Source organism: Streptomyces sp. NPDC001480, assembly GCF_042894725.1.
GTDB lineage: Bacteria > Actinomycetota > Actinomycetes > Streptomycetales > Streptomycetaceae > Streptomyces.
In genome coordinates this window covers 452561-473314 of the sequence record NZ_JBIAVX010000004.1, presented here as the reverse complement: position 1 = coordinate 473314, position 20754 = coordinate 452561, and the positions used below count along the sequence as shown (strand labels likewise).

The 20754-nt window shown below is 73.6% G+C and carries 16 protein-coding genes; 9 read left to right on the top strand and 7 right to left on the bottom strand.

Annotated features, from left to right (window positions below):
• Positions 1–71: 71 nt before the first annotated feature.
• Positions 72–1184, bottom strand: coding sequence for a ribosome small subunit-dependent GTPase A (rsgA, locus tag ACFY01_RS12420; protein ID WP_390735650.1), 1113 nt, complete (start codon positions 1182–1184; stop codon positions 72–74).
• A 360-nt stretch (positions 1185–1544) separates the two neighbouring features.
• Between rsgA and ACFY01_RS12415 the strand changes: the two genes are divergently transcribed.
• Entirely contained in the window at positions 1545–3458 is a 1914-nt protein-coding gene (locus tag ACFY01_RS12415) for a CHAT domain-containing protein (protein WP_390735649.1), read from the top strand.
• A complete protein-coding gene (locus ACFY01_RS12410) occupies positions 3455–4612 on the top strand; it encodes a hypothetical protein (RefSeq protein ID WP_390735648.1) in 1158 nt (385 codons plus the stop codon). Before ACFY01_RS12415 ends, ACFY01_RS12410 begins: the two co-directional genes overlap by 4 nt.
• Here ACFY01_RS12410 and ACFY01_RS12405 read toward each other — a convergent pair.
• Positions 4597–5907 (bottom strand): CHAT domain-containing protein, encoded by a 1311-nt coding sequence (locus ACFY01_RS12405; protein ID WP_390735647.1) that lies wholly within the window; start codon positions 5905–5907, stop codon positions 4597–4599. The two genes, ACFY01_RS12410 and ACFY01_RS12405, sit on opposite strands and share 16 nt — an antisense overlap.
• A gap of 49 nt (positions 5908–5956) precedes the next feature.
• Positions 5957–7813 carry a hypothetical protein gene (locus ACFY01_RS12400; protein WP_390735646.1) on the bottom strand — a complete coding sequence of 619 codons (1857 nt, stop codon included), beginning with the start codon at positions 7811–7813 and terminating at the stop codon, positions 5957–5959.
• 217 nt (positions 7814–8030) lie between these two features.
• Between ACFY01_RS12400 and ACFY01_RS12395 the strand changes: the two genes are divergently transcribed.
• Genes ACFY01_RS12395 through ACFY01_RS12375 form a run of 5 tightly spaced genes read left to right on the top strand, consistent with a single transcriptional unit; the run spans position 8031 to position 15006 of the window.
• Positions 8031–10592, top strand: coding sequence for a protein kinase (locus tag ACFY01_RS12395; RefSeq protein ID WP_390735645.1), 2562 nt, complete (start codon positions 8031–8033; stop codon positions 10590–10592).
• Between the two features lie 49 nt (positions 10593–10641).
• Positions 10642–11847 (top strand): hypothetical protein, encoded by a 1206-nt coding sequence (locus ACFY01_RS12390; protein ID WP_390735644.1) that lies wholly within the window; start codon positions 10642–10644, stop codon positions 11845–11847.
• Positions 11844–13721 carry an AAA family ATPase gene (locus tag ACFY01_RS12385; RefSeq protein WP_390735643.1) on the top strand — a complete coding sequence of 626 codons (1878 nt, stop codon included), beginning with the start codon at positions 11844–11846 and terminating at the stop codon, positions 13719–13721. The genes ACFY01_RS12390 and ACFY01_RS12385 overlap by 4 nt, the downstream gene beginning before the upstream one ends.
• Entirely contained in the window at positions 13718–14383 is a 666-nt protein-coding gene (locus tag ACFY01_RS12380) for a 4Fe-4S single cluster domain-containing protein (protein ID WP_390735642.1), read from the top strand. Before ACFY01_RS12385 ends, ACFY01_RS12380 begins: the two co-directional genes overlap by 4 nt.
• Entirely contained in the window at positions 14371–15006 is a 636-nt protein-coding gene (locus tag ACFY01_RS12375) for an FHA domain-containing protein (RefSeq protein WP_390735641.1), read from the top strand. The genes ACFY01_RS12380 and ACFY01_RS12375 overlap by 13 nt, the downstream gene beginning before the upstream one ends.
• Here ACFY01_RS12375 and ACFY01_RS12370 read toward each other — a convergent pair.
• From ACFY01_RS12370 to ACFY01_RS12355, 4 genes are read right to left on the bottom strand one after another with little or no spacing between them, the layout of a single operon-like run.
• Complete coding sequence (locus tag ACFY01_RS12370) at positions 14936–17146, bottom strand: hypothetical protein (protein ID WP_390735640.1); 2211 nt, start codon at positions 17144–17146, stop codon at positions 14936–14938. The genes ACFY01_RS12375 and ACFY01_RS12370 overlap by 71 nt on opposite strands.
• Positions 17143–17484: a hypothetical protein gene (locus ACFY01_RS12365; RefSeq protein ID WP_390735639.1), complete on the bottom strand. Its 342-nt coding sequence runs from the start codon at positions 17482–17484 to the stop codon at positions 17143–17145. Before ACFY01_RS12365 ends, ACFY01_RS12370 begins: the two co-directional genes overlap by 4 nt.
• The gene (locus tag ACFY01_RS12360; RefSeq protein ID WP_390735638.1) at positions 17477–17875 is read right to left on the bottom strand and encodes a hypothetical protein; all 399 of its coding nucleotides are present in this window, start codon (positions 17873–17875) and stop codon (positions 17477–17479) included. The genes ACFY01_RS12365 and ACFY01_RS12360 overlap by 8 nt, the downstream gene beginning before the upstream one ends.
• Positions 17876–17877: 2 nt before the next feature.
• Positions 17878–18651, bottom strand: coding sequence for a hypothetical protein (locus ACFY01_RS12355; RefSeq protein ID WP_390735637.1), 774 nt, complete (start codon positions 18649–18651; stop codon positions 17878–17880).
• A gap of 253 nt (positions 18652–18904) precedes the next feature.
• On the opposite strand from ACFY01_RS12355, the gene ACFY01_RS12350 reads away from it, so the two are divergent.
• Positions 18905–19207, top strand: coding sequence for a hypothetical protein (locus ACFY01_RS12350; protein ID WP_390735636.1), 303 nt, complete (start codon positions 18905–18907; stop codon positions 19205–19207).
• A 125-nt stretch (positions 19208–19332) separates the two neighbouring features.
• The gene (locus tag ACFY01_RS12345; RefSeq protein ID WP_390735635.1) at positions 19333–20652 is read left to right on the top strand and encodes an acyltransferase; all 1320 of its coding nucleotides are present in this window, start codon (positions 19333–19335) and stop codon (positions 20650–20652) included.
• Positions 20653–20754 lie beyond the last annotated feature (102 nt).

The window sequence follows — 20754 nt, the reverse complement described above, 5'->3', positions numbered from 1 at the left end:
GAGGCCGTTCAGGCCGAAGCGGGGGCCTGGGGGCGGCAGCCCCCAGCAGACGGCAACGACAGCCCCGCCCCCTACCGCCACCCCCTCCGCTTGGCCTCCATCGCGGCCTTACCGGCGGCGCCCCTCCGCTTCCAGTCCCGCCGAAGCTCCGCACGGACCCGCGCATCGGTCTTGGCGACGATCCACTGGTTCTCCCGCATGAGCTTGCGGTAGCTCTCCAGCCGCCGCGGTGGCAGCTCCCCGGAGTCGACAGCGGCCCGCACCGCGCACCCCGGCTCGCTCTCGTGCGCGCAGTCCTGGAACCGGCACCCGTCGGCCAGCTCCTGGATCTCGGAGAACACCTGCCCGACGCCCGTCTCCGCGTCGAACAGCCCCACTCCGCGCAGCCCCGGCGTGTCGATCAGCACGCCCCCGCCGGGCAGCGCGAGCAGGTTGCGCGTGGTGGTGGTGTGGCGCCCCTTGCCGTCCACGTCCCGCGCGGCCCGGACGTCCATCACGTCCTCGCCGAGCAGCGCGTTCGCGAGCGTGGACTTGCCGGCGCCGGACTGCCCGAGCAGCACGCACGTACCGCCGCCGACCATGGCGGCGAGCACGTCGAGCCCGTCGCCGTGCAGCGCGCTGACGGTGAGCACCGGTACGCCCGGCGCCGTCGTCTCCACGTCCTGGACGAGATACGACAGCGTCACCGGGTCCGGCACGAGGTCGGCCTTGGTCAGCACGACCACGGGCTGCGCGCCGGACTCCCAGGCGAGCGCAAGGAACCGCTCGACGCGGCCCAGGTCGACTTCGACGGCCAGTGAGACGGCGATGACCGCGTGGTCGACGTTGGCGGCGAGGATCTGCCCCTCGGACCGCTTGGAGGAGGTGGACCGCACGAACGCGGTACGGCGTGGCAGCAGTGTCCGCACGTACCGCGGATCGCCGCCTTCGGGGTCGACGGCGACCCAGTCCCCCGTGCACACGACCTTCATCGGGTCACGCGGAACGACGAACTCGGTGTCGGCGCGGACAGTGCCGGCCGGGGTGACGAGGTCGCACTGACCGCGGTCGACACGTACGACACGACCGGGCAGGAGGCCCTGCCCGGCATACGGAGCGAACTCCGCTTCCCATCCCTCGTCCCAGCCGTACTGGGCCAGAGGGTGCGACGAAGTGGAAGAAGCCGAAAGAGAAGAGAGATTCAAGGGGAACCCTTCACAGGGCGGCCCCGGCCGCGCGCCCGCACGGGCGCGAAAAGAGCAGGAAGGATCAGCCGGAGGCCACGGAGGTGGAGTGGATGAACTTCTGGTTGCGGGCAGCGCCCACCACAGAGACAGCCATCGGTCACACCTCCCGTTTCTCATTCGGCCGACGGCAGCGGCCGACGGCCACTGCGTGAAGCGGATCTCACCCTAGGGGCGCCTCCATTCCGGCGCCACCGGTTTTCCGGCCTGGTACTCCGTTTCCCGCGAGATTCGACGCCGTAGGCGATGAAAGGAATACGATGACGCGGGTGGGGTGCTGCCGGCGCCCGGACGGTTCACGCCACCGGGAGGGGGCAGCCGATGGCCGCGCAGGACGCCGCCACCGAACTGGTCGGACTGTGGCCGCGGTTACCGCAGCTGGTGGGTCCGGACTGGCCGCAGGTGCGCTCACAGACCCTGGGCCTGGTCGGCCAGATCCGTGAGGCGGACACCGACGAGGAACGCGTCACCCACACCGAGTCCCTGCTCGAACTCCTGCTGCCCTACCCTGCCGTGGCCGAGATCCTGGGCGCGGCGTACCACCGCGGCCGCAGATCCACCGGTTCGGTGACGCAGACCCCCGACTGGGCCGATCTGTGCCGGCTGCTGAACGCCATGGAACACGAGCAGTGGATCACGGCCCGGTTCGGCGAGGACTCCCCCGGCGGCGCCTCGGCGGGACGGACCCGCCGGCTGGTTCTCGGCATCGACCGGGCCGCCCATCCGTACGCCTTCGACTCCGCCCAGCTCGGACTGACCGTCCCGGCCACCGAGGAGGCCGGCGTCCTCACCGTGGACGTGTACGGAGCGCCGGAGACCGTCGAGGTCGTTCCGGTCCAGCGATCGCTGGCCGTACGGCGGCTCATGCCCGACCCGGCGGCCGCCCCGTCCGAGGCGCTCTTCGACGTCACGCTCCTCACCGACCGGCCAGTGCACCTCGTGGCGGTGACCCGCACGGCGGACGGGCGCACACCCCAGCAACTGCGCCTCACCGTCGACCCGTCAGGCCTGCTGCGACAGGACCTCCTGCTCGCTTTGTGGCGGACGCCTGCCACCACCGCGGCACCTTCGGTCGATCTGCACATCACCCTGACCTCGACCGGGGGCTCCCATGTCCTCACCGTGCGCGACGGGACGGGCAGCGCCACGGCCCAACTTCCCCACAGTCACGAGCAGTTGGAGAGGCTGGTGGTCGAGGCGAGAAGCGGGGTCGAGGCGCTGCTGGTGGGGCCGGGAGGCGAACTGTACGAATCGGGTCTCAGGATTCCCAAGGAGGTGTACGAGCTCGGCCTGGACCGGCTGACCCAGTCCGGCTTCGATTTCTTCCACGCGTTGTTCCGACCCGACGACGGCAGTCCGCAGCTGCGCAGGACCGGCGACATCATCATCGACGCCCTGGCGTCCGCCGGACCGGACTCGGCACCGACCGTCGAGGTCGTCAGCGACGGGCTGAACCTGCCCTGGCATCTCATGTACGCGGTCGACCGCTACGACGACGAACGGCTCTCCCCCTACCGCCTGCTGGGCCTGGGGACGCGGCTCACCCTGGTTCCGCTGCGCTCCGCCCACCACCACCGCCACCGCATGGAGTACGTTCCCCGGACGTCGTCCGAGGCGACGGCTCTCATCGCCGTCAACATGGACATCGACCGCGCCTCGACCGAGGATCCCCGCGCCCTCGCGGCGGGACAGGTCGAGTACTGGAAGCAGCGGATCGCCGACCGCGCCGAAGTCGTCGTCGACGCGGAGAGGGTCACCGAGGCCCTGCGCAGACCGCGACGGCCCGACTCCCTCTGGTACTTCTACTGCCATCTCATCGGCGGCGAGGAGCAGTCGGCGCTCGGAGACGCCGCTCTGGCGTTCACCGAGGGCCGGCAGGTGGGACTCCGGGACGCGAGACGCCACGCCCCACCCGATGTCCCCCTGCCGGGCGCTCCGCTCGTCGTCCTCAACGCCTGCGCCACGGCCGCCCGCGGCTCCGCGTTACGCGCGGGCTTTCCCTCCTACTTCCTCAGCAAGGGCGCCCGTGCCGTGGTCTGCACCGACATCGAGGTACCCACGGAACTCGGTGCCGAATGGGCTCGCCGCTTCTTCGACCGTCTGCTCACCGGTGACACCGTCGCCACCGCGCTGCACCTGACGGCCCGAGAGCTGTACAAGGAGCACCAGAACCTGCTGTGCCTGCTCTACACGGCGTTCGGCACCTCGGAGGCACGCCTGGTGACTCCCCGGTGATCAGCGTCGAGGCGCTTCCCGCGGCGCACGGCGACTGCCTGTGGGTCGAGTGGGACGACGGCCCCCACCGGCGCCGCATGCTCATCGACGGCGGTCCTGGCAGCGCTCGGAGCCTGCCCGCCGGACTGGCGGCACGCTTCGCACGCCAGCCGGAGGACCAGCGGGAGTTCGAGCTCGTCGTGTGCAGCCACATCGACGACGACCACATCGTCGGGTTGCTGCCGCTGCTGACCGCTCCCCCGAAGGGCTTCAGGGCGCGCGAGGTCTGGTTCAACGCCCTCGAACACACCGGCCCCAGGGACACCCTCGGAGTGCGCAGTGCCGAGCGGCTCACCCAGGTCCTGCGCGAAGGCCGGTTTCCCTGGAACACCCGGACCGGCGGCGGGCCGGTCGTCGTACCGGACACGGGCCCGCACACGTTTCCGTTGCCCGGGCTCACCCTCACCCTGCTCTCCCCCTGGCAGAAGCAGCTGACCGCGTTGCGCACCGACTGGCACAAGAAGACGGCCGTTCACCGGGAGCGGGACGTCCTCGGCGGCTCCGCCGCTCCCGAGGCGTTCGACATGCGCTCCCTCAAGGAACTGGCCGCCCGCCCCTGCCGGGCGGACCGGAACGCGGCGAACGGATCCAGCATCGCCTTCCTGGCCGAGCACACGGACGGCAGCAGGGTCCTGTTCGCCGCCGACGCCCACGCGGACGTCCTGGCCCGGTCGCTGCGCCGGCTGTGGCACGGCAACGGCCACCCCGTCTCCCTGGTGAAGGCACCCCATCACGGCAGCGCGCACAACGTGAGCGCCGGGCTGGTCGCCGCGGTCACGTGCGGAGACTGGTTGTTCTCCACCAACGGCGGGCGCGGCCATACCGCCCGCACCCGGGCGGGACACTCGACGCACCCCGCCCCTGAGGCGGTCGCCCGGATCCTGCTGCGCAACGCCCCCGCCGAGGACGGTCCGCCCGAGCCGCGCACCACCTTCTGGTTCAACCACCGCACGCCGAGCACCGAGCGCTACGCGCATCCGTCGCTCGCGGCGCTGGGCCTGCGGACCGAATACCCGCCGTCCGGCACCGACGGCATCACGGTCACCGTCTCGGCGGGCGGTGTCGTCCGGGGGACGGGAGCTGACCGGTGGCGGACCGGTCACACCCCCACGTAGGCGAAGCCCGCCCAGTGGTCAGGGTGGTGGTAGGAGCGTGCTTCGACACCGCCGGGCGCGGTCTTCAGGGCCAGGCGGAAGCGGCGAGCGGCCGCCGGAGGAAGCCAGGGAGCGTTGTCGGCAGTGGCCTTCTCGTACCCGGTGAGTTTCTCCGCGTTGGTGGTGTCCCGCATCCACGCCTGTGCCCGGGCGAGCGCCTCAGGAGGCGACACGGGCTCCTCCGCATGGCGCCAGAGCCGGTAGAACTCCGTCATCAGCATCGCGGTGGCCACGTCGCCGACCTCCCAGAGCGAGGCGAGCACACCGGCCGCCCCCGCCTGGAGCAGTCCGGTGGGCAGGGCGACCACCTCGTCGGGCAGGTCGGTGCCGGGCACCAAGGTCTCACAGGCCGACAGCACGGCGAGCCGCAGGCGCAGCCGTCGCGTCAGCAGGTCGCGCAGCCGCAGGCTGTCGGTGCCGGCCAGCAGCAGCCGGCTCTCCAACGGCGCGGTCAGGTCCGCTTCGCCGTGGCAGGCCAGATGGGCGACGTCGGCCTCGCGCAACTCCTCCGCGACGGTGGCCGCGTCGGCCGCCGCTCCGGCCAGCGTCACCGGTTCCTCCGGGAAGGCGGCGCAGGCGACCGCCGCCTCGGTGCCCGCGTACTCCAGCGGCCGGCCTGGCGGTGTGCGCAGCGGTGCGGCCACGGCGACCAGCCGCCTCGGCGGGATGCTGGACAGTTCCCTGGCCGCGCTGAGGGCGCGGGCGTTGGGCACGTGGTTGAGCGTGCGGTGGTCGAGGGCGTAGCGGCGCCCGGTCACCCGGTCCGCGTCCTCGGTCCACGCGGCGTGCAGCGGCAGCAACCCCAGGAGGCCGCCCGCGACGAGTGTCGCGGCGCCGGGGCCGGGCAGCCGTCCCAGCACGGGTTCCATGACCGCCGGCCACAACCAGCGGGTGATCTCGTCGAGTGCCGCGCGCCAGCTCTCCCCGTGCTCCGCGGACGAGTCCTTGTCGCGGGCGTGCGCCGCGAGATACGGGGTCACCCGGTCGCGCAGCGCCTGCGAGGTGAGCTTCGGCAGTGGCACGTGCTCGACGTCGGGGCCGCGCACGATCAGCGCCAGGCCACCCGGCTCGGCCGCGGTGAGGTAGACGAGCGGGGGGCCGCAGGCGGCGTCCGCGATGTCGTCCATGGTGGGTGGCGCGAGGAAGGAGGCGAACTCACGCACTCCGTCGACCTCGACGTTCTGGATCTCCCGTACTACGTCGTCCAGTTCACGGCGGGCGGCCCTGATCTCCTCGACGCGGTCGTCGTACGTCACGCTCGTCCTCTCCCTGCCGCCGGTGACGCGTCCGCCTCCGGTCGGCGCTTCATGTGCCGTCGTAGGTCTCCGCGGCCCGGGCGAGCCGTTCCGCGGCGCGCGTGTACCGGTCGGCCAGTTCCGGCCGGACGGTCCGCAGCCGGTCCAGGGCGAGGCGGTCACGGTCGAGGGCCTCGGCGAGGGTGACGGCACGCACCGTCTCCAGGGCCAGGGCGGCGGGGCCCGGGGCGCCCACGGCCGCGTGGGCGTGCGCGGCGCGCCGGCCGGCGGCGGAGGCCTCGGCGAGCACGGTCTCCTTGTCGTCACGGGTGATCTGCGTGACCGTCACCCGGTACAGGAGCCGCAGCGTCCAGTCGAGGGCCTCGGCCGCCTCGCGCACTCTGCGGCTCTTCCACGTCCAGTGCGCCCAGATACGGGCCGAGCCCAGGGCGGCGTACGGCATGACCTGTTCCAGGGCGCGCACCGTGCGGCGCGCGCAGGCGGTCGCCTCGGCCCAGTGGTCGCTCAGGCCGGTGCCGTCCGCGCGGATGAGGAGCACCTGCGCGAGGGACGCGTCGGCACGCGCGCGCCGCACGGTGCCCCTCGGCAGCCGTCGGGACGCCTCGGTGCGCAGCTCCAGCGCCTTGGCGAAGTCCTCGTGGCTGCTGTTCCTGGCGGCGCGCAGCAGCAGGGCGTCCGCGTAGTCGTCGCGGGCGGTGGGGAGGATGTCGGGCCGCCGGTCGGGCGAGCGCAGGACGCTTTCGAGCAGCCGGACGGCCTCGTCGAGATCGCGCGGATCGCGCGGGGCGATCTCGAGGTACCGGTGGATCAGGCACTCGGCGAGCAGGGTGCGGGCGCCGGCGACGTGGACTCCCACGGCCACCCCGGTCGCCTCGCGCGCCAGGGCGAGGGCGGCCAGGACGTCCTCGTTCGCGCGGTCCGGGTCCGCACGGCGGTACCGGTGTGCCCGCCCCAGCCTGCCGTGGGCGGCGTCGCACAGCAGGGGCGCCCGCGAGGGGCTGTGCGGCGGGACCCCCTTCAGGGCGCGGTCGGCCAGGGCCACGGCCCGGTCGCCCTCGTGGAGTCTGCCGGTGACCGCCGCCGACACCGCGGCCCGGGTGGCGGACAGCTGGTCCTGGTGGCCTGCACCGCCGAGGCCGGGCAGCGGCCCCGGGCCGGCCTCGGGTTCCGGCATCCGGTCCAGCGCGCCGGGGTCGCTCTCGGCCCGCACCCGGAACGACTCCTGCCGTGCCGCCTCCAGGTTGGTCCGCAGGGCCTGCTCGAAGCCGACCACCGCCCGGACCGCGGCGGTGCCTACGAGCCCCTCCAGCAGTCGTACGGCGCGCGCCGCGTCCTCGGGGTCGGCGCTGCGGCGGCGGCAGCGCTCCATCAGGGCGCAGCCCAGTCCCATGGTGAGGACGGCGTGGACGGACTCCGGCAGGCGCGGTCCGGTGAGCGCCGCGTCCAGGTGGGTGACGGCGTGTTCGAGGTCCGTCGGATCGGTGCGCATCTCGTGCAGCGCGAGGAAGGCGAGTCCGCTGCTGCCCAGGGCCTCCGCGTGCGCGGTAGACCCCTCACGCAGGCCGTCCAGGACGTCACGCCACAGCCGTACGGTCTCCTCCTGGGCGGCGACGGTCCTCCCGTACGACAGGCAGTTGGCGAGGTTGGCGGTCAACCTCCGCCGCTCGGGCCGTCCTTCGGGCACCAGCTCCCGTGCCTCGCGGCCGGCCGCCACCGACGCTTCCCAGTCCGGGTGCTCCCCGGTGCAGCGGTAGCTCGCCAAGTAGGCCCCCGACAAGTCCGACAGGGCCACCGCGCGGCGCAGTTTCGAGGCGTCCGGGCCCGGCTGGGCGGCACGGGCGCGGCGCAGCAGCTCCGGGACCCGCGCGCAGGGGACCTCCTCGGCCGGGAGCCGGCTGACGTCCAAGTCGGTTCCTCTCCCGTGGACGGAGCGAGCCTCTCAGTATGGACCGGACCCGGCTCCGCGCGCGGCTTGATCGGGCAACTGCCGTCAATTCGGGGATTGTTGGTCGGTTTCCCGGACAGCCGGGCATTCGAGACGGCTACAGTGCCCGCCGGGGAAGTACAAGTGGGGATCACCGCGCCGATCCGTGACGATCACGGCGAACGCGGGCAGGGGGGCCATGACAGACGAATCAGGGGCGGGTCGTGCGCCGGACGGCGAACCCTCGGGCGACGAGAACCTGACCAGAAGAGACCCGGTCGACCACGACGACGAGGGCGCGCGCGACGCCACACGGCGCGACACCCGGCCCGGCGCGGGCGCGCGGCACACCGACGCCACGCGGGCCGACACCCGGTCGCACGACCCGGGAGCCACCACCGGGAGCGGCCGGGGCAACGGATGGAACCAGGTGCCCGCCGCGATCACCGAGCGGTACGAGGTGGTGAGGGCGCTGCCGGCCGGCGGCGAGGCGTACCGGGTGCTGCTCGTGCGCGACGAGCAGGACGGCACCGAATGGGTCGTGAAGCTCTACCGCGGATCCGAACGTCGTACGGACGAGGTGATGCGGGGGCTGCGGGAGGCCGACCACCCGCACATCGTCCGGATGCGGGACTTCGGAGCGGAGCCGGACACCTTCGGCGGTGACGAATGGCCCTGGGAAGTACTGGAGTACGTCCCCGGCGGCTCCCTGGACAACCTGCTGCGCACCCGGGGAGCGCTGCCCCCCGAGGACGTGCGGACCGTGCTGGAGCAGGTCGCCGACGCGCTCCACCATCTGCACACCGAACTGCGCATCGGTGAGCGCCGCGGGGCCGCGCACCGCGACGTGAAGCCGGCGAACGTCCTGCTGCGCCGTGCGGACGGCCCCGTCGACGTGGTCCTGGCCGACTTCGGGCTGGTGGCCGAGGCGCGGGAGACGCGGCAGACCGATCTGAAGGCCGGCAGCGGGTCGTACCAGGCACCCGAGACCTTCCACCGGGCGGACCGGCGGCCCGCCCAGGACTGGTGGTCCCTCGGGGTGATGGTGGCCGAGATGCTGACCGGCGAGAATCCCAACCACGCCGGTACGAACGGCTGGAGCAGCAACACCGCCCTGCACGAGTACCTCACCACACACGACGTGGACCTCTCCGGGATCACCGACGCCCGCTGGCAGCTGCTGTGCCGGGGACTGCTGACCCGCGAGCCCGAGCACCGCTGGGGTCATGAACAGGTGGACACCTGGCTGCGCGGCGGCAGCCCGAAGGTGCACCGGGAGGCGGCCCGGACCGGTTCGGGCGAGCCGTTCCGGCTCGACGGGCAGACCTACTACGACGTGCCGAGCCTGGCCGAGGCGATGACCGGACCGTCCTGGCCCGCCGCCCGGGACCTGTTCCTCTCCGACACCCGGCTCTCGTTCCTGCGCACCTGGCTGAAGAAGGAGTTCGACGGCGGCGGCATCCCCGGCGACCTGGTCGCCGCGCGCGCCCAGGACGCACGGGAGGCTGCCGTGCGCATGGCGGCGTTCCGTGCGGCGGTCCTCGCCGACGCACCACCGAGGTTCGCGGACCAGCCCGCGGACGCCGCGGGGCTGTGCGCTCTGGCGGTGTCCCCGGCCGCCCAGGACCGGCAGGTGGTGGCCCTCGTCAGCGGGGAGCTCCTCCGGGTCCTCGCGGCCCACCCGTGTGCCACGCCGACCGCCGCCGGCCATCGGCGCTGCGGGGCCCGTTGCGAGGTGCTGGCCGCCGCGGCGGAGGCCCTGCCCGAGACCGAGACCCAGCTGTGGCGGGCGATCACCGGTCTGCGTTCGCGGCTGGGCCCCGGCGCCCCGCCCGCGGTGCAGGAAGCCCTGGGCTCGCTCCAGCACGACCGCGATCTGCGCATGCTGTGCCTGCGCAGCGTCCTCGACCCGGCCGCCGTGGGCCGGGAGCGGTTCCGGATGTACGTACGCCGTTTCAGACCGCGCATGCGAGCCTGCGGCTGGTGGATGCAACTGTCCGCCGAGGCGCTGCGGGACAAGGACTCGCCCGCCCGTCTGCTGCTCGCGCAGATGCTCCTGCGCTTCGCCGCCGCCGAGGGGCTCAAGGAACTCCGCAGACCGGACGGGCGCGGTGACCGGTGGCGCGCGGGAATCAGGGACCTCTCGAAGCGGACGGCGTCGGTCACCGCGGCGCTCGTGGTCGATGTGGCGACTGCCGCCGCGTTCTTCGTCGCCTCGCTCGTCGCGCTGAACGCCGCGGCGGTGGCCTGGCTCACCTGGGGCGGGGACACACCCGAGCCGAGGACGGACGTGTACGCGCAGCTGGCCGCGACCATGCAGTACCGGCTCGCGGTGCCACTGGCGGCACTGCTCCTGGCGGTGGTGCTCCGGCGCAACCGGCCCGGCCCGGCCGCGCAGCTGGCCGTCTGGTGCGTCGTGCTGACGGGTGTGCTCGTCGCCGCGACGCTGTGGAGCGGCCACGGCGGTGAGATCCACTTCCCCTACGTCCCCGGCACCGACTTCAGGGACACCCTGCTGACGACCGACCGGCGGGCGGGGGAGCATCCGGGGGCCACGGCCTTCTGGGCCGCGGTGTTCTCGGTGATCGGCCTGGTGGCCGTCGCGAAGGCGGCGGGCGGCCGGACCGAGCGACGGCTGCCGGGCGGCGACGCGGTGTGGGCACGTGTCCTCGTGGGCGCGGCCGTCCTGGTCCTGCTCGTCCTGCCCGCTCTGGGCGTGTGGCTGCCTCTGGTGCCGGACCAGCCGCAGGCGCTGTGGTGAACCCGGCGCGGGATCCGGCGTCCGGCGGCTACCTACGGGAGATACGGCCATGAGTTCGATGGGAGCGGCCTCCTACCGCGTGGAGACGCCCGAGGAGATCGAGGCGCGCCGCCGCAGGGCGGCCCGCGAGCGTTACCGGCAGGCCGCGGTCCGCCATGCGGCGCTGGTGACCGAGACCGCGGCGTGCCGGGCCGCGCACGGCAGGGCGGTCTCCGCACTGCGCCGTTCGTCCGAGCCTTCGCAGCACGCCACGGCGGACGAGCTGGAGGCGGCGGCGCAGCGGCTCGACGCGGAGGCGGCGCACGCCCGCGGCCTGCTCGACGCACAGTTGGTCCAGGTCTTCCGCGACGAGCTGACGGCCCTGGCGGCGCGGCCGGCCCCCAGGGTGCAGCGCCGGGAGTCCACGGCACGGACCGGCGTCACCGGCGAACAGGCTGAAGCGGCACGCGCCCGTGAACGGGCGGAGAGCGCGGAACGCCGCCGCGTGCTGGCGGAGCGGGCCGCCGGTCTGCTGGCCCGGCTGCCCGCCGGCACCCCCGCCCAGCTGCGGGAGCGTTGTGCCACGGACGCCAGAGACGTGGCGTCGGCCACCGGCGAGGAGAAGGCACGTCGGATCCTGATGTCCCTCGAGGACCGGGTACGGGCCGCGGAACGCAGCCGACGTGCCGTCGAGGCGGCCGCCGAGCAGGCGGCGGCGCTGCTGGCACGGCTGGAGGACGTACCGGGCGCGCGGGCCGCGGAACTGGCCGACAGGCTGACGGCGGTGATCGAGGAGGGACGCACGCGGGTGCCGCCCGACCTCGTCGCCGAGGCCGAGCGGGCGGTCGCCGAGGCCGACACCGAGCGGGCCCGCCGGATCGCCGCACGGGCCCTCGCCAAGGTCCTGGCCGATCTCGACTACCACGTCGGCGAGGGCTTCGAGACGGCTCTGGTGGACCGGGGCACGGCCCATGCCGCGCTGCCGGGCGACACCGGTTACGGGCTGAAGGTCCTCTTCGACCGGGGCGGTTCCGTGCTGCGCCACATCGTCGTACGGGACGCGGAAGCCGACGGCGGTCAGGGCGCCGACCGGCGCGCGCAGCGGACGTTCTGCGACGCCCTGCCCTCCTTGGTCGCCGGGTTGGGGCAGTACCACGTACGACTGCGGACCGGAGAGACGGAGGAACCCGGGCGGCGCCCGGTGCCCCGGGTGGGCGCGGGAGTCGTACCCCGGCGTGAACGCGGTGGCGGTCAGGAACGGGAGGCACAGGCATGACCGGTGCGCAGGGCTTCGGAGCGGCCTACGAAGGCGTCGGCCCCAAGGGCGAGGAGGATCCCCGGCCGGCGTGGGTGCGGGAGGTGGCGCTGGCCGTCGGCGCACACCCGCAGATCCTGCTGACCGGGAACGTCCACGACCAGTACCTGCTGCCCGATCCCGAACTCGGCGGGCGGCCGCGCTACATGGAGCTGGTCGACGTCCTGGGAACCGTCCTGGCCGAGCGTCACTACGCGGCGGTGCTGAGCTCGGCCGGCGGGGAGGGGTTGCGTGTGGTCCGGCCGGAGGGCTCGATCCCGCCGGTGGTGGCCGAACTCCTGAACCGCACCGACGCCGAGCTGGGGCAGCACCTGTCGCTGGGGCAGCTGCGGGACGTCATGATGGCCGTCGCCGGTGACCGGCCCCCGGGCGCCCCGCCCGTCGCGCTGATCCTCACCGACGCATCCCGGCTGCTGTCCGGGGAACAGGCCACGGCGGAGGAACGGCTGTTCCTGTCGGTCGCGGACCGGCTGGCCTACCAGGCCCTGCCGTCAGCCGTCGGCTACCCGGTGATCTTCTGGGTGCTGGACCGGATCAACGACCTGCCCAGCTGGTTCACCACGGGCAACCACACCCTGCGGGTGACCGCGGTGCCGGAACCCGACCTCGGCACGCGGGAACGCGCGGCGGCGGAGTACACGCCGCGGATGCTGGGTGCCCCTGCCGATCCCGTGGCGCGCTCGGCCCTGGCCCGCCGCTTCGCCGAGGCCACCCACGGCATGCGGCTGCGGCAGATGCGGGACGTGGTCGAGCTGGCGCGGGTGGCCGGCATCCCGGCGGAGCGCATCGAGGACGCCGTACGCACCTTCCGCGTGGGCGTGCCCGACAACCCCTGGCAGCACCCGACCCTGCGCACCCGGCTGGCCGAGGCCGAGGACGTGCTGGGGCGCCGGGTGCTGGGCCAGCCGGACGCCGTGCGCCGGGCGGTGGACCTCGTCGCGCGGTCCGTCACGGGGCTCGCGGGGGCCCAGACCGGCGGCACCGGCACCAGGCCACGCGGCGTGCTGTTCTTCTCCGGGCCGACGGGCGTGGGCAAGACAGAGCTGGCGAAGGCCCTGGCGGGGCTGCTCTTCGGCGACGAGAAGGCCTATCTGCGCTTCGACATGAGCGAGTTCTCCGCGGAACACTCCGAGGCCCGGCTGATCGGCGCACCGCCCGGCTACGTCGGCCACAACGCGGGCGGCGAACTGACCAACGGGATCCGCGAACAACCCTTCAGGGTCGTCCTCTTCGACGAGATCGAGAAGGCGCACCCGCGGCTGATGGACAAGTTCCTCCAGATCCTCGACGACGGCCGGCTCACCGACGGACGCGGCGCCACCGTGTACTTCACCGAGACACTGCTGGTGTTCACCACCAACCTCGGCGTGATCACGGCGGACGACGAGGGCAAGCCGAAGGAGAACGTCACTCCGGACGACGATCTGGAGACCATCGAGGAGCGCGTACGCGAACATCTCCAGCTGTACTTCCGCTACCTGCTGGGGCGACCGGAGCTGTACAACCGCATCCAGCAGAACATCGTCGTCTTCGACTTCCTGCGCCCGCCGGTGACCGGGCAGATCGCCGACCGCGCCCTGGACCGGGTGGCCGAGACCGTGCTGCGCGTACAGGGCGTCACCGTGGAGTACACGCAGGAGGCGCGGGAGCGGCTGCGTGAGCTGGCCACGTTCGACCTGCGCAACGGCGGGCGCGGCATCGTCTCGGAGATCGAGGCCATTCTCGTCAATCCCCTGGCCCGGGAGCTGTTCCTGAACCCCCGGCAGCCGGGAAGCTCCCTGCGGGTCACGGGGCTGAAGCAGGAGGGCCAGAACTGGAGGCTGGTGACCGAATGATCATCGAGGTGGCGCGACTGCACCATCCGGTGACCGCGCTCGGGCCGGGCACTCGGCTGGGGATCTGGACCCAGGGCTGCACGCTGGCCTGCCCCGGTTGTCTGTCCCGGGACACCTGGGAGTCCGGGCCCGAGTACGCGGTGGACGTCCGGACGGTCCTCGACTGGTGCGACGCCCGGCCCCCGGCAGAGATCGACGGCGTGTCCGTCAGCGGTGGCGAGCCGTCCCGACAGCCGCTCGCGCTGGCCGAGTTGTGCCGGGGGCTGGCCGAGCGCCGGGAGCGCCACGGGTGGGACCTGCTGTGCTGGACGGGCCTGGAGGAGGAGGAGTTCGCCGCCCGCTGCCCGGACGCGTACGCGCTGCTGGACGGTCTGGTGACCGGCCCCTATGTCGCCGCGCGGGCGGGCGGCGGCCGGTGGCGCGGATCGGCGAACCAGCGGCTGGTGCCGCTCACCGGGCTCGGACGGGAGCGCTACGACCAGTGGGCCGAGGACGGGCCTGCGGGCGGGCCGGAGGGCGGCCACCCGGCCGAGCTCCAGTTCCAGGTCGAGGCGGACCGGATCTTCCTGATCGGCGTCCCCCGTCCCGGCGATCCCGCCCGCATCCAGCGTGCGCTCGCCGCGCAGGGCATCCCGATGAAGGGTGTGACATGGCGACCCTGATCTGTCCGCGCGGCCACGACGACCCGGGGGACGGCTCCCTGTGCGTGCACTGCGGCGAGTACCTGCGCAAGGCACCGCCGCCGGATACGGGCGCGAGCGCCGGACGACCTGCGGCGTCACCGGCACCCGAGACCTGCGCGGAGCCGGGGTGCGGTCTCGAACTCGACGAGTCGGGCTGCCCGTTGCACGGCGCCACCGTCCCGCTGCCGCATGAACGGGAGGGCGGGGCCGGTGCCTCGTGGACCGGTACGTCCCGTGACTTTGGGGCGCCGGGCCTGGCGGTCGTCTTCCCGTGGGCCTCCTACCCGCTCGGCGTCGAGCCACTGGTCGTCGGCCGCTCGGTCGGCGCGGCGGGGGAACTCGCCGAGCGGATGCTGGAACACGGGCGGTGGACCGGCCGTGACTACGGCAACGTCTCCCGCAGCCACGCCGTGGTCTGGTCGGACGCCGAGGGCACCTGGATCCGTCACCTCAGCACGACCAACGACACCCTCGTCAACGGCCACGCACTCCCTCACGACGAGCCCCGCCGGCTCCGCGCGGGCGACGTCCTCACCTTCGCGAAGGGGCTGCGTGCGCATGTGGCGGCGCAACCCGAAGGGCATACGGCCGGGAGCTCGTGAAGGACGTCTCGTGTGCCGAGACCCGGTGGGCGGCCCGGCGGAAGCGGACCGCGAGATCGGGGCGTGCGGCTTCCAGCGCGGTGAGATCGGCCCGGTCGCGTTCGAGGGCGCTGGAGAGGGTCCGGGCCCTGCCCTGTTCCAGGCTCAGCGCGGCGGCGTGGACGTCGCCGACGGCGGCCTGTTCATGGGCCGCGTGCGGGGGGATCTCGGCGAGCGCGGACAACCAGGTCTCGACGAAGGCCCGCGTGCTCTGCGTCCGTACCAGCCGTTCCATCGCGTCGGCCGCGTGCCCGAAGGCTTCGACGGCCTCGGTGTGCCGGGCACGTGCGCAGGCCCACATCCCCCAGGCCCGTGCGGCGGCCATCCGTACCTCCTGTGCGCCTGTCTCCGCGAGAACACAGCTACGGCGGTACGCGGCCACGGCCGCCGCCAGGTCTTCGGCGTTCCCCGTCCGGTCGTGGCGGGTGCGCAGGCCGTGGGCGAGATTGCACAGCCGTCCCGCGAGTTCCGGGGAATCCGGCTCGGTGCCCGCCACCGCACGGCCCAACACCTCTATCGCCCGGTCGAGTTCGGCGGTGTCACCGCTCGTCGTGGCCTGATCGAGCATGCCGATGCCGAGGTTGGCGAGCACCGCCCGCCCGCGCGGGGTGTCCGGTCGCACGAGTGCGAGCGCCTCGCCGTAGGTGGCGACCGCCCGCCGCAACGCCGCGGGGTCCTGGGCGAGTTCGGCGAGCAGCCGCAGCGCCCCCGCGAGGTTGTTCAGGGCGGCGACACGCTCCGGCGCGCTCGCTCCGGTGAGCGCGACGGCCCTGTCGTGCACCCGTACGGCCTCGGCGGCCTCGGTCGCGTCGCCGGTACGCCGGGCGCGGCCGCGCAGGCTGGTACCGAGCTGGTCGAGCCGTACGGCCAGGTCGCCTCGTTCGTAGACCGGGGCCTCGACGGCACGTCGGTGGGCCGCGACGGACAGATCCAGGTCCGCGAGGTCCGCGGTGTCCTGGTAGAGGGCGAGCAGGACCGTGCCCAGGTCGCCGTCGCGGGTCGCGCGTTCGGGTGAGGTGGCGGGGGTCGTCTCCGCGGCGAGCCTGAACTGCGCGACGGCCAGCCGCAGGTCCTCCGGGGAGCCGAGCCGGTCGTGGCGGTCGACGAGCAGTCCCGCCAGGTGGGCCCGTCGGGCGGGCGCCTCGGGCGCCGCGGCGGGCGTCAGCTCCACGGAGCGCTCCGCCGCCTCGATCGCGGCGTCCAGATCGCGCTCGTCGCCGCGCAGCTGGTAGCGGTCTGCCAGGGCCACGGCGAGGTTGCCGCGGGCGCGTGCGAAAGAGAGTTCCTCGCTTCGGGGTACGCGGGCGAAGGCGGCGACGGCGGCGTCGAGGTCTTCTGCGGTGCCGCGGTGCGTGAAGCGCATGTGCAGGGCCGATCCCAGGTTCGTCAGCACGGCCGAGCGCTCCACGGCGTCGTCGGGAGGGGCGGCGTCGGCGGCTCGGGACAGCAGGCCGACGGCGCGGTCCAGGCACGCGGCCTCGCCGTCGATGTCGTACCACTGGAGCAGGGCGCGGGCGTGGTTGACGGTGAAGAGGCGTCGTTCCGCAAGCCCGGGCGGTGTGGCCGTGACCGCCTCCTCCAGGACGGCGACGGCGCGCCGTACGTCGTCGGGTCGGCCGTCCCGGTCGCCCCGGGCGATGAGCGCCAGCCCCAGGGTGTTCTGCACCACGACGCGGGTGGGAACGGCCACCGCACGGCCGGCGGCCTCCTCCGCGTCGCACAGGGCGGCGTCCAGATCCGCCGCGTTCCCGCCGGTCTCGTAGCGGCGCAGGGCTTTCCCGGCCCGGTTGACGAGTTCGACCAGTGCGGCGTCGGTCTCGTCGGTGGTCAGCTCCCGGAATGCCCGCGCGACGCCCACGGCCCGGCAGCGACGCAGCAGTCCCTGGTGATAGCGGTAGGAGTCGGCGATGTCGTACTCGCCGATCTGCTCGGCTGCGTCGGCGAGCTCCTCGACCAGCTGGTCGAGGGCGGGATCGAGGAGGACCGGGCGGCGGTCGACGAGCCGCCGGGCGGCCGTCCAGGAGTCCGCCGCCCTGAACCGGTCGAACAGCCGCTCGTGACGGCGTTCGCGCAGACGGGCGAGGACGGCGACCACGGTCATACCGCACCTCGCCGGACGGCGGAGGACCTTGGGGCACCCGCTTCGAGGGACGGTTCACGACCACGTGCCGCCGCCATGCGCTCCGCTGCCGCCCGGTACCGCTCGCCGAGGTCGTCCTCCCGCCCGGCGAAGGACAGTCGGTCCAGATCCGTCTCGGCGGCCCGCGGTGCCTCGGTCAGGAGCACGGCCCGGCCCCGTTCCACCGCGAGCACCGCACGCGCGGGATCGTCACGCCGGACGTGCGCGTAGCCGACGCGGCCCGGAAGCTCCTGGGCCTCACTCAGCCGGATCTCCTTTCCGTGCCTGGTCAGTTGGGTCCCGAAGAGGGTGTCAAGCACGTCGAGGGTCCCCCGTGCCCGTGTGGTCGAGGGCCCTGCGCAACTGCCGGACGGCACGGTCGAGATGGCGCCGGTCGCCGGTCAGGGCGGCCGGCCTCATCAGGGTGCTGCCGTGGTTGCTGAGCCGCTGCGCCCGCTCGGCGGAACCACGCGGCAGGCGGCGCGGTGAGGCGCGGTGTGCGGCCGAGGCGCGGCGGGGTTCATGGGCGTCATGGGTGAGTTCGTGCCGCTGCCTCAGTGCCGTCGCCAGGTTGTCGAGGTGTATCGCCCGCTGCCGGGCACGGCGCGGCGCGCTCCGTGCGGCGTCCTCGAAACACGAGATCGCTCGACCGTGCCCGGCGTGACCGCCAGGCCCGATGCGCCGGGCGAGCCGCGCGCGCCGCGCTGTCACGGTCACGTCGCCCCGGAGGCGGGGCCCGCGGGCAGGACCTCGGGGCCGGGCAGCGCGGAGGTTTCGAGCAGGCGCTCGGCGTACGCCCAGGCCGCCGACTCCACCCATCGGGCGCGTACCAGCAACGCCTGGAAGGCCACCAGCAGCGACTCCGTCACCACGAGCGCGATCAGCAGCGGCAGGGCCGGACGCCCCAGAAACCCGGGCGCGGTGAACATCCAGGCCGACACGGCGAGCAGCCCCGCCACGGCGACGGACAGGGCGTACGGGCGCAGTCCGAGCGCATTGCGCCGGAAGCCGTATTCGCAGTTCTGCTCGTGGACCAGCTCGGCCCCTGGCAGTCCCCGCGCTCTGACCCGCAGGGCGAGTCCCGCGGCGTCGTAGATCTGGTCGGCTCGCTGCGGGTCGGCGGTCTCCTCCTGTTCGGTCGGCAGCCGTAGCGAGGGGCCGGTGATCTCCTGGATACGGGCGTGCAGAAAGCCGAGTTGCTGCCTCCCGGTCGGTCCACGCCAGCGCAGCACCTGCACGCTGGGTTTCCCGCCCCAGGCGCGGAAGAGGAACTGCTCGATGCGTTTGCCCCTGCTGCGCCCCAACTGGTCGGCGAACAGGGGCAGTCCGCTCAGGAGGACCAGCGACCACAGCCACTGTGTCCTGGGCAGGACCGGTATGCCCGCGGCGAGGGGCAACGCCAGCGGAAGCAGCATGATCAGGACCGGCCTCAGGCGGGCCCGCCGGCTGTACTTGTCGAACAGGACGAACAGCGCGCCATGTCCCATGGTCCCCTCCCCCCAGGCCTCCGTACCGGCCTCGCGGTGCCCGCACGGATCCGTCAGCTGAGATACCCGCCCGGCTTTCCGGTCATGCGAACCCCGCCCACGCCCGGCCGCCGGCGGGGCGCATGGCCGCGAGCGGGCGCCTCCCCGTGAGGCGGTGAGCCGGGTGACCACGCCGAAAGACGGGCACATCTGGATGTATGCCTCCGATCGAGGCCATCCACTCGCCACATCGGCCGGCTCTCGGGGAGGCCGTATGAGCGCACAAAGGCGATGCCGGCGTTGCTCCCACGTGTACGGCGGGTACGCCTGCCCGCACTGCCCACCCACGCAGTGGCGGTGGTGCGCCTACTGCCAGGGCACCGGTTGCCACGCGTGCGGACGCGTCCCCGATCCCCCGGTCGGACTGGGCTGCTGCCTGGCGTCGTGCGGCAGCTGGATCGGCGTGTTCGTGATCGCGATCCTGCTCATGCCGCTGATCACGATGGTGGCGCACGGCAACCCGCTCGCCGGGATCCTCCACTGGCTGAGCAATCTGAAGGCGCCCGGCAGCCGTTGACCACGAAGCGGAGGCTTCCGGCTGGATCACGGGCCGGCCTGCGGGCGGTGTCGTACCGGGCACGGAATGATTGCGGCTCGGGCTTCCCGACGCGACGGCGCCGGGGCTGCGCCAGCATGACGACCATGAGCAGAGACCGCTACGTCGACTTCCTGCGCGCGTGGGCGATCGTGCTGGTGGTCCTCGGCCACTGGCTGATCACGGCCCTGGTCCGGGAGCCCGATGGACGGATCACCGCCCCGGAGCTGCTGGCGACCGTTCCCTGGACCCAGTGGTTGACCCTCGCGTTCCAGATCATGCCGCTGTTCTTCCTGGCCGGGGGCCATGCCGCGGGCGGTTCCTGGTCGCGTGCCCGGGCGGCCGGGGGTACGGCCGCCGGGTGGCTGGGGCGGCGGGCGCTGCGGCTGCTCCTTCCGGTGGGCGTCTACAGCTCTCTGGTGCTGCTCGCCGTCGGTATCTGCTCGGTGGCCGGCGTGGACGCGGGCACGCTCGCGCTGGTGGGGTGGGCGATGGCCATGCAGTTCTGGTTCCTTCCGGTGTATCTGCTGCTCAGCGCCCTGACGCCGGCGCTGCATGCGGCACACCGGCGCTGGGGGCTCCGCGTCCCGCCGCTGATGGGGGCGGTCGCCCTGGTGGCCGACGCGCTCGTCGTGACGGTGCACGCGCCGTATGTCGGGCTGCTCGACTACGTGCTCGTGTGGGGTGTCGCCTACCAGTTGGGCTTCTGCTGGCGGGACGGTCTGCTGACCGGGCGCCGGCTGGTGCCGCTCGGGATGGCGGCGGGCGGCGGGGCGGCGTTCGCCGCGCTCGTGGCCCTGGGACCGTTCCCGGTCAGCCTGATCCTGGTGACCGGGCAGAACCCCAGCAACACCGATCCGCCGTCGGCGGCGATGCTGGCGTGGGTGGTGGCCCAGGCCGGGCTGTGCCTCCTCGCCGCGCCGCCGGTGCGGCGACTGCTGGAGCGGGACCGGGCATGGCGCGTGGTCCGCCCCGTGGGTGCGGCCAGCATGACGCTGTATCTGTGGCACATGCTGCCGGTGCTGGCCGTCGCCGCCGCGTTCTACCTGACCGGCCTCGCGCCCGAGCCGCCGCTCGGATCCGCCGCGTGGTGGGGGCTGCGCGTGCCGTGGCTGCTCGTGCTCGGCGTCGTCCTGGCCGGCGTCGTATCCGCGCTGGGGCCGTTGGAACGGGGGCTCGCCGTGCTGTACGAGCGGACCAGTCCGGACGCCGGCCTGCGCCGGGCCTGGCCGCTGTGGCTCGGGCTGGCCATGAGCGTCGCCGCGCTGGGCCGCTTGGCCGTGCGGGGCTTCGCACCCGACGGCCGCCTCCCCGTGCTGCCGGCGGTCGGCCTGGCGCTGGGCACCGCGCTGGTGATGCTCACCGGGTGGTCGTCGGCACGCCGGCTCGAACAGCCCGAGGCGGGGCGAGCTCCGGAGCGTGTGTGACGGTGGCGGGCCGGGCGCACAGGTGCGCCGGCCCGCCACTCCCCCGTCCCCGGGTCGCGGGCCCCGGGCACGGCGTGTCGAGGAACGTGCCCTGTCCGTGCG